The organism is Lactobacillus equicursoris DSM 19284 = JCM 14600 = CIP 110162, assembly GCF_001434815.1.
GTDB classification, from domain to species: Bacteria; Bacillota; Bacilli; order Lactobacillales; family Lactobacillaceae; genus Lactobacillus; species Lactobacillus equicursoris.
Genome location: NZ_AZDU01000055.1, coordinates 1 through 9,842, shown reverse-complemented (window position 1 = coordinate 9,842; position 9,842 = coordinate 1). Strand labels below are relative to the sequence as shown.

Below are 9,842 nucleotides of genomic sequence, written 5' to 3'. Positions count from 1 at the left end.
TTGCCTTACCACTTGGCTATAACGCAATCTTAATGTCAATCAAGGGACGGCTCCTTGCATCCCCCAACCACATATTAGTTTACTTAACTTTTAAACTTTTGGCAAGACTTTTTTACAAAAAAATAGGATTTTCTCGAAAAAAGTTTACTTAATTAACTTCTTCGGTCTCTTTTGCCCCATCCTTTAACTTGGCAAAGTACATTCTTTCTTCTTGAACATCGCCTAAGGCAATGGTGCCCCGCTTTTGGTTGATGCTAAGGTCATCTAAGATGGCATCAACCAATTCCCAAAAGTAGCTGCTGGCCTTGGACAAGTCGCCAGCAGTTTCTGCACATAAGTGGGCGGCTTGGTCCATCAAGAGCCAGGCAGCACCGGCACCTTCCTGCATCTTTTCATGCTCTTTTTTCAAGGTTTGCATGGAAGTAGACTCAAGACGGGCAGCCTTAGACTGAAACTCTTCTTCGTAGATTTCTTCTACCGTGAGGCCAAAAACAATGATTTCCCCCAGCATTTGACTAGCCTGTTTAAAATAGCGGTCTGGATCCCGGTTCCAGAGATTCTCCAAACTATGCTGGAAGCTGGTCAAAATAGCTGAGCGGCAATCCTTTCTTAAGGGCTCTAGATGGGCTTCACACAGCTTTTCATAAAATTCGGCGCTAAGATCGCCTCTTTCAGCCAGCCGCTGATATAACTGCCTAGCTGCCTCATATTCTCTGGCCCGAAAGAGGTCCTTGGCCCGCTTAAAAAGCCGCTGATTGCGCTCAATTGGAGAATCGATAATTTGGGACTGGAGCTCAGGGAGAGAGTATTCAACCCCGCAATCTCGGCAGATAAAGCGACCTGCTTCTTTAACCAGCCGCTGGCTGCCGCACACTTCACATTCAATCTTCTTCATTGTTTCACCTCAATGTTCATTTCACGTTTTATTTTTCCAAACTTAATCCCAAAATAATGTAAGCGCTTAGCTACTTGCAATTATAACAAATTCTCTCCAATTGTTAAGTTAAAAATCACAAAAGCCGATAAATCCTAAAAAAGAAAAGGACTAAGTCCCATCGTTTGGGACCTAGTCCAACAACAAATTATTAATTTAATTGCTGCTTTGGGCAGCAGAACTGCTTGAAACTGCTGACGACTGGGAGGCTGCAGCTGATTGGCTAGAAGCCGAACTAGAGCTTTCACCGCTGGGCTGGCTAGGAGCTGGATCAATCACAGTCACGATCACCCCATAAGTCTTGCTGGACTTGTCTGGGTAGGTGATCTTAATCTTCACCTGGCAGCTGCCGGCCTGGTTAAAGTTCGGACTAGTCACATAAGACACCTGCGTCCTTTTTGGCAGAGCACTTAGGTTCTTCACCAAACTTTTAGCTGGCAAGACGACATTCAGTCTGGTTTGACCACTGATTAACACAGGCTTATAGCGCACAGCTTGACGGTTATCCTTGATGGTGACCGTAATGTAGTTGCTTAAGTCCCGGCTTTGGTCAGGATAAATGGCAATTACCTTGACCCGCTTTTTGCTGGTCTTATTCCAGTGGATGGTCCGGTCAAAGGCAAAAGTGGTGCCTTTGGGCAGGGACTTCACATTAGTAACGACGTTCTTAGGATTAATTGCCCTGCCTAAAGAGGTCGTTTTGCTGACTGCCTTGACTTGGTAGTGGCTCTCCAAAGATTTAACGACCACCTTGGCCAGGCGGCTAACGTCTGCTGTCCCATCAGGGTAAACAGCCTTGACCGCTGAATAGTAAGTACCAGCGTAGTAAAAGTTTGGCGTCATGGTGAAGTAGTACTTGGTCTTTTTTGGCAACTTTTTAGCATTGGTTACCAAAGATTTGGCTGTCAGCTTTTTCCCGTAATAAGTAGTCTTCCCCTTCACGTGAACTTGGTACTTGTCGCTGTCTTTTTGCCGCAAAACAACTACCTTAACCCAGGCGCTCTCTTCCTTGCTCTTGTCCGGGTAAGTGACCTTGACCCGGGTCCAGTAAGTACCAGCTTTTTTGAAGTTAGGAATCGCCGTAAAGCGGTAGCTGGTCTTCTTCGGCAGCTGCTTTTTGTTGGTAACTAGGCGCTTTGACTTAAAGGCCTTGCCAAAAGCTATAGTCCGGCCAGTCACCACTGGCTGGTATCGTTGCGCATCGCTGGCTGACTTAACGTGGACCTTGGCCTTTCTAGTTTCTTCGGTTGAATCATCAGGGTACAGAATCCGAATTCTCGTCCGGTAAGTCCCAGCCTTTAAAAAGTTGGGCTCATGGACAAACCCGTAAATGGTGTTTTCCGGCAATTTCGAGGCATTCTTAACCAGGTCCCGGGCAATCAGGTAGTTGCCTTCTTGAACGCGGACTTTTTTCACTTCTGGAGAATATTCATCGGCCTGACTGGCCTGGACTTGCCCAGCACTAAGGCTCAGCAAACAAGCGCTGGCACTAAGGACAGCTAATTTAGAAAAAGTCTTCATCTTTTTCTCCTCCGTTTTCTGATTAAATAACACACATATGACATTTACTTTACAAAACAACTTTTTCACCTATAATTATAGTCCTTCTTCTGCTAGCGGTTTCATATTATTGACAAAAAAATGTTACAAAAAAGGCCACTTGCGTGGCCTTTTCTTTCTGGATTATCAACTATTATTTCAGATACATCACTTATCTAATTTTTCAGCCAATAATTTGGCTTCAGTAAAGTAGTTGGCCAAGGAGAAACCAGCAATGTAAAAGTCACTAAAGAGTTCACTCGTCGACATTTCTCCTAAAGCAAACAAGTTGTCAAAATAACTGCCATCCGTCTTTTCGACTTGGAACTCTTGGTTGATCTTAACGCCGCCAATCGTCCCCCAGCATCCCGGCATGACGTACAGACCATAGTAGCCCTCGCTGCCATCAAACTTTTCCAGATGAGCTTGATCCTTGCCAAACTCGTCTTGTCCAGTCTCGCAAGCTTTTTGATAATCGGCAAAAGTTTGAGCCAAGGCTTCTGGATCTAGACTCAATTTCTTTGCCAACTCTTCAATTGTCTGAGCATGAACGACTACCTTCGGGTCTTCTTGTTGACTGTCCAGCTTCTTTCTGAAGTCTTGATCCATCGTCTTGGCATCATAGATCAAGTAGTAGCGCGGCGATCCTTCATAGTAGAGCGCAGTCGTCAGATTCAAGACAAAGAATGGCGCCTCATTAGTAAAACGCTTGGCATCAGCATTGACCAAAATCGCCTTGCTGTAGTCTGGAACGTTAGCGTAGTAAATCCGCAGTGGCCAGCCAAAGTCAAGAAAGGCGTTCTTGTAGTATTCATGACCATAAAAGTCAGCCCCTGCCTCCTTTAAAATGCCGTAGCCATCTCCGGTATTGGCCGGGTTAGCTTCATTAAAGACATGGACATTGGCTAGTGCTGGCGTTTCTTTTTCCAGCCAGTCCCGGTGACCAGCAGAAGCCCCGCCGGTCGCAATTATTACGTATTTTGCTGTAATCTTGAAGCTGCCAGATGCATTCTTGGCCATAATGCCAGCTGCGTGACTGCCATCAGTCAAAACTTTCGTAATCACCGTGTCTGGCAAAATCAAGCCGCCATGATCTTTAATATAGGCTTCAAGCCGCTCAGTAACCAGCGCCCCTGGCCCCGGCGTCAATACCTTATAAGGGGCATCTTGGATTTTTTGTCCCTTTAGACCAGTAATCTGGCAAAGGTCGTCAAAAGCCTTACCGCTATTTTCCTCTAGGTAGTGGAGGAAGTCATAGTTCATCTCTTTCTTTGCGCCATGGCGGTTTAATTCTTTAACCCAGGCCACCAAGTCATCAACCTGATTGTCTTCAGCTTGGCTGGACCCGCAGGTGGCAAAGGCCCCCGCTGCATAGCGGAAGGAGCCACCAACCTGATCGTTCTTTTCAATGACTATGACCTTCAAGCCCTTTTCCGCTGCAAAAGCTGCACTGGCTAAGCCAGTTAAGCCGCCCCCAGCAATCACTACATCCGCTGTTTGGTCTTTAGCAGCAACAAGAGGCTTTGGAACGTGCTTATCCCAGTCTTCAACCTTGCCGCCGGCTGCTTCTAGTGCTTTTTTAGTCGCGTTAATAATCCCGCGAGAAGTAAAGCTTGCCCCGCTCACAGCATCAACGCCAACCGATTGATTTTTTACAATTGCTTTTGGCAGCCACTTAAAGGCGTTGTCGCCAACATGGGGCGTTTCTTGCTCCTTGACTAGCTTTAAGTCGGTAATGCGCTCACCATCCGTTGTCAAAGCAACGGTAATATCACCGTTGTGGCCTGGTGCTGTACCTTCAAAAGTTCCCGCAGTTAACTTGCTCATAATGTGCCTCCAAAAATATCAACAATTATCAATTAACCAATATCAATCACGAATGGCAAATATTTTTGTTTTGCTATTTCCAAGATCGATCTTAGTTCAATTTTTGACATTTGTAAACACTTTCACATGTAAAAAGCGGGTAATTTTGGGTAAAAAACAGCATGAAAAAAGGCCACTTGCGTGGCCTTATCAATTAAAAGATATTATTCCTTATTCAGCATGAACTGGACTGTGGAAGGACATCCGAAAACTGGCGTCAAAAGTTTCACCGCTCTTAATCCGGTTCATCCCCTTCTTGTGTTCCAAGTCGCCATCAGCATCGGTGGTATCAGCAATCCCCCACCATGGTTCGATGCAGACGTAGTTAGCCGTCTTTGGATATTGGGACCAAACGCCCACGTATGGCGCAGAATCCGTCCGCACGTTGATGTGGAAGCGGCTGGTATCCGTCTTAATGGAGAACTTGTTGTTTGGGTGCCGCATCAGGTAAACCAGGGCATCATTCTTAAACAAGTCATCGGTAATGGTGATCATGGTTTCTGTTGGCGCCAAAGACCGCTTATCCCAGTTCAGGCAGCCATTTTCCAGTGGCACTTGTACGCGCGGTTTTGCCGGGCTGGTTTGCAAGTAAAAGTCTTCTTTCTTGACTTGGTCATCAACTGGCAGGTTGAAGCCAGGGTGGCCGCCCACGCCGAAGATGATGTCGCCGTCACCGGTGTTGGTAACCTTGAAGCTTTCCTTCACCATGTTGTTTAAAAGCTCGTAGCTCACCCGGAATTCAAAGTGGAATGGGTAAACTTCCAAGGTTTCTGGCGTATCCGTCAAAAGGAAAGTCAGCTTTTCCTTGGTTTGTTCCTCCAACTTAAATTCCATATTTCTGGCAAAGCCGTGTTGGCCCAAGTGGTAGGTCTTGCCCTGGTAGCTGTATTCATCGTTTTTCAGCTTGCCGACAATTGGAAACAAAACCGGCGCATGGCGACCCCAGATTTCTGGGTCTGCTTGCCAGATATATTCATTGCCAATATGCTTGCCGACAATGCTCTGAATTTCTGCACCCGTTGAAGATACCGTCACTTTAATGATTTCATTTTCGATTGTGTAGTCCATGCTTTCCCCCTCAAAAAGCTAGATTGCTCGCTAATTACAAGATAAACTTAGTTAAATCCTTATTCTTCACAATATCGCTTAACTTTTGCTCAACGTAAGCCTGAGTGATGGTGATCTGACCCATTTCCATGTCAGGACCTTCATATAAGACTTCTTCAAGCAATTTTTCCAAGATTGTCGCCAAACGGCGAGCCCCAATGTTGTCCGTGCCTTGGTTGACATCGTAGGCAATTTCTGCGATCTTGTCGACTGCTTCTGCCGTAAAGACCAGGTCAACCCCATCCGCCTTCAGCAAGGCAATGTACTGCTTCAAGAGCGAATTTTGCGGGTCCTTCAAGATCTTGACAAAGTCTTCCTTCTTCAGGGCATTCAGTTCAACCCGGATTGGGAACCGGCCCTGGAGTTCTGGGATCAAGTCACTTGGCTTGCTTTCGGCAAAGGCCCCAGCAGCAATAAAGAGAATGTGATCCGTTGGCAAAGGACCATACTTGGTTGAAACCGTTGAGCCTTCAATGATTGGCAAGATATCTCTTTGAACCCCTTCACGGGAGACTTCGCCGGAGTTGCGCTGACCGGCAGCGGTAATCTTGTCGATTTCGTCGATGAAGATAATCCCGCTTTGGCTGGCTCTTTCGATGGCCTTTTGGTAGATGGCATCGTAGTCAACCAGCTTATGTTCTTCTTCTTGAATTAAAAGTTTTCTGGCTTGGCTGACTGGCAGGGTCCGCTTTACCTTCTTCTTAGGCATTAGGTCGCTTAAAGCTGACATATCCATGCCCATCTGGCCCATCATGTCGCCCATAGGGTTGACCTTGTTGGCCTGCTCAACTTCAATGGTGACTTCTTCATTTTCAAGCAAGCCGCGCTCCAGCTTTTCGGCAACGCTCAAGCGCTTGTTGCGGACTTCATCCGTAACTTCTTCTTGCTCTTCCGGCATCCCTTTGCCGCTTAACAGGCTGTCCATCATCGCCTGCATCTGCTGCATTTGGTTTTGCCGGTTGTTGGTCTTGACGCCTGGCACTAAAAGTCTAACCAAAGTCTTGTTGGCTTCTCTTAACGCCTGGCCTTCAACCTTAGCAAATTCTTCTTTTTCCACGATGCGAACAGCTTCGTTAGCCAGGTCTCTGACCATGGATTCAACGTCGCGGCCAACGTAGCCGACTTCGGTAAACTTAGTGGCTTCCACCTTCACGAATGGGGCTTCCACGATATCAGCCAGTCTTCTGGCGATTTCCGTCTTACCAACCCCGGTTGGCCCGGCCATCAAAATGTTCTTTGGCGTGATGTCCTTTTGCAGGTCTTCTGGCAATTGGGAGCGGCGGTAGCGGTTGTACAAGGCAATCGCCACCAGCTTCTTGGCTTCATCTTGACCAACGATATACTTGTCCAAAAGCTCAACGATTTGACGAGGCGTTTTTTCTTTCATGCTACTGTTCCTCGATTTCATCCGTAATAATCTGGTGGTCAGTGAAGACATCGATATCAGCCGCAATGTTGACGGCTTCCTTGGCGATCTCGCTAGCCGTCATGCCATCGCTGTGGCGAGTCATGGCAACAGCCGCAGCTTGCGCATAGTAGCCGCCTGACCCAATTGCCACAACGCTTTCATCTGGTTCTAGGACTTCACCGTTACCAGAAATTAAGAGCAGGTCCTTGTCATTAAAGGCGATCACCATGGCTTCCAGCTTTTGCAGGGCTGGGTCCTTGCGCCAAGCCTGTGCCATTTCCACAGCTGCCCGGCGGAGGTCGCCGCCGTAGCTTTCCAGCTTGCCTTCCAGCATTTCTTGCAGGCTGACCGCATCCGCCACCCCGCCGGCAAAGCCGATGACCACTTGGTCATGGTAGATGCGGCGAATCTTCTTGGCAGTCGTCTTAGCAATAATGCTCTTGCCTAAAGTTACCTGGCCATCGCCGGCAATAGCGGTTTGGCCATGATACTTGACTGAACAAATTGTAGTCATTTTTTCCTCCACTTGCTAAATCGCAGAATAAATTACAATCAGCATTGTAATCGTTCGCCAACTTTTTGGCAGTTTTTCACAAATATCTTAATAAAAATTTATCCGTTGGCGCTTACCAACCAGTTTCATCATATCACTTTTTATATTATTTTTCGTCTTTTCGGGGAAAATGCTGCCGATATTCATCTTGCAAATGTTTCATGGTTACATGCGTATAAATTTGCGTCGTCGACAGGTCACTGTGCCCTAAAAGTTCCTGGACGCTCCGCAGGTCGGCCCCATTATTGAGCATGGCAGTCGCAAAGCTGTGTCGCAGCTCATGAGGGTGGGCACTGCTCGTAATGCCGCTTTTCTTAAAAAGCTGCTTGATCACTAAACTGATCCCGCGGCTGCTCAATTTCTCGCCCCGGTTATTGAGGAAGAAATCACCATTGTCATGACCATACTTTAAGAGCCTGGGCCGGGAATCTGCTAAATAAGTCTGCAGGATCTGCTTGGTCTCCTCATCAAAAAAGACATAGCGCTCCTTTTTCCCTTTACCAGTGACCAGGATCAGGCAGTTGTCAAAGTCTACCTGCTTGATTAGCAGACTGCTGACCTCGCTCAGCCGCATCCCCGTTGCGTAAAAGAGCGCTAAAATCGCGCGATTGCGCAAGGTCAAGGGCTTGCCGTCATTTAAAGAATCCAGCACCTTCCTAACTTCTGGCTGGTAGAAAAAGTCTGGCAGCTTCTTTTCACCACGCCGCATTTCGATGGCTTCAGTTGGATCAACTTCCGTTAATCCTCGCTTGATCAAAAAGCGGTAAAAAGACTTTAGAGCTGACATCTTCCGCATCCGGCTGCTGGCAGCTAGGCCTTTTTGCGCTAAAGCTTGCAGGTAAATCTCAACATCGCGGCGGTCAAGCTGGTCCCAGCCCTTAAAGCCGCCATTTTCCTGCCAAAAGGCCTGAGCATCAGCTAAATCGCTTTGATAAGCAGTCGCGGTCTTCTCGCTATAGACCCGTTCATTGCGTAAGTAGGATAAAAATTGTTCTACCCAGTCCACCTTAATCACTCAGCTTTTCTGCCTTAAAAGTGGCCAAGTCTGCCAAGCCGCGCTCACTGATCTTTTCGTGGCGCTCCCGCTTGTTGCGGATCTTCTTGCCTTCAAGACCTGGAATCAGGGCAAAGCTGGCGTTCATTGGCTGGAAGTGCTTGGCATCAGTGGTCGTAATGTAGTGGGCCATGGAGCCTAAAGCAGTCGTAACAGGGAATTCTACTGGTTCAAGACCGGCTGCTTCTCTAGCAGCGTTAATCCCAGCAACCAGACCGCTGCCGGCACTTTCGACATAACCTTCAACCCCGGTCATTTGGCCAGCAAAGAAGAGCCCTTCTTGCTTTTTGGCTTCGTAAGTAGCTTTCAAGACTTCAGGACTGGCCATGTAAGTGTTCCGGTGCATCTTGCCGTAGCGGACAAAACGGGCATTTTCAAGGCCTGGAATCATGGAGAAGACCCGCTTTTGCTCACCGTATTTCAAATGAGTCTGGAAGCCCACGATGTTGTACATAGAAGCTGCAGCGTTGTCTTGACGGAGCTGCACCACGGCATATGGGGTTTCCCCAGTCTTTGGATCTTCTAGGCCAACTGGCTTCAGGGGACCAAAGAGCATGGTCTTCGGACCGCGCTTAGCCATGACTTCGATTGGCATGCATCCTTCAAAGACTTCACTATCTTCAAAGCCGTGCAGGTCAGCTGTTTCCGCATGGATCAAGGCGTCAGCAAACTTGTCGTATTCTTCCTTAGTCATTGGGCAGTTCAAGTAGGCAGCTTCACCTCGGTCATACCGGCTCTTCTTGTAGACGATATCCATGTCAATCGAGTCAGCAGCAACGATTGGAGCCGCAGCGTCAAAGAAGTGGAGGCTATCGGTGCCTTCAAACTGTTGAATCTGTTCGGCTAATTTGTCACTAGTCAAAGGACCCGTGGCCACGATCACGATGCCATCAGTTGGCAGCTCAGTAATTTCTTCATCATGGACAGTTACGTTGTCTAGGCTCTTTAACTTGCTAGTTACATAGTTTGAAAATTGATCCCGGTCAACGGCCAAAGCCCCGCCGGCTGGCACCTGGGTCTGGTCAGCGGCTTCCATGATCAAGGAGCCCATTTGCCGCATTTCTTCTTTGAGGAGGCCTACCGCGTTTGACAGCTGGTTGCTTCTCATGGAGTTGGTGCAGACCAGTTCTGCGAAATTGCCGGTTTCGTGAGCCGGCGTCATTTCCTTAGGCCGCATTTCGTAAAGGTCAACCTCAATGCCGCGCTTGGCAAGTTGCCAAGTAGCTTCACTGCCAGCCAGTCCTGCGCCAATAACTGTAACTTTTTTAGTCATCTGTCTCAATCCTATCTCTCTTATTAAACTTATAGAAAATCTATTCTTAGCTATTTTACCGGAAAAAGTCTTCTCTTCCGAATTCAAAAACATATCCAATGCTATTCA

8 protein-coding genes are annotated in these 9,842 nt (G+C 47.5%); all 8 read right to left on the bottom strand.

Annotated features, from left to right (window positions below; all coding sequences use genetic code 11):
- Positions 1 to 148: 148 nt before the first annotated feature.
- Positions 149 to 895: a TFIIB-type zinc finger domain-containing protein gene (locus tag FC20_RS08400; protein WP_008462579.1), complete on the bottom strand. Its 747-nt coding sequence runs from the start codon at positions 893 to 895 to the stop codon at positions 149 to 151.
- 195 nt (positions 896 to 1,090) lie between these two features.
- Positions 1,091 to 2,455, bottom strand: a complete 1,365-nt coding sequence (locus FC20_RS08395; protein WP_008462581.1) for a Rib/alpha-like domain-containing protein — start codon at positions 2,453 to 2,455, stop codon at positions 1,091 to 1,093.
- Positions 2,456 to 2,641: 186 nt separating this feature from the next.
- Complete coding sequence (locus FC20_RS08390) at positions 2,642 to 4,300, bottom strand: FAD-dependent oxidoreductase (protein ID WP_056945373.1); 1,659 nt, start codon at positions 4,298 to 4,300, stop codon at positions 2,642 to 2,644.
- A 210-nt stretch (positions 4,301 to 4,510) separates the two neighbouring features.
- Positions 4,511 to 5,407 (bottom strand): aldose 1-epimerase family protein, encoded by an 897-nt coding sequence (locus FC20_RS08385; protein ID WP_008461884.1) that lies wholly within the window; start codon positions 5,405 to 5,407, stop codon positions 4,511 to 4,513.
- Positions 5,408 to 5,441: 34 nt separating this feature from the next.
- The gene (hslU, locus tag FC20_RS08380) at positions 5,442 to 6,833 is read right to left on the bottom strand and encodes an ATP-dependent protease ATPase subunit HslU (RefSeq protein WP_008461882.1); all 1,392 of its coding nucleotides are present in this window, start codon (positions 6,831 to 6,833) and stop codon (positions 5,442 to 5,444) included.
- A gap of 1 nt (position 6,834) precedes the next feature.
- Positions 6,835 to 7,368: an ATP-dependent protease subunit HslV gene (gene hslV / locus FC20_RS08375; RefSeq protein ID WP_056945372.1), complete on the bottom strand. Its 534-nt coding sequence runs from the start codon at positions 7,366 to 7,368 to the stop codon at positions 6,835 to 6,837.
- Between the two features lie 145 nt (positions 7,369 to 7,513).
- Positions 7,514 to 8,422, bottom strand: coding sequence for a tyrosine recombinase XerC (gene xerC / locus FC20_RS08370; RefSeq protein ID WP_008461879.1), 909 nt, complete (start codon positions 8,420 to 8,422; stop codon positions 7,514 to 7,516).
- Complete coding sequence (gene trmFO, locus FC20_RS08365; RefSeq protein WP_008461878.1) at positions 8,415 to 9,734, bottom strand: methylenetetrahydrofolate--tRNA-(uracil(54)-C(5))-methyltransferase (FADH(2)-oxidizing) TrmFO; 1,320 nt, start codon at positions 9,732 to 9,734, stop codon at positions 8,415 to 8,417. Before trmFO ends, xerC begins: the two co-directional genes overlap by 8 nt.
- Positions 9,735 to 9,842 lie beyond the last annotated feature (108 nt).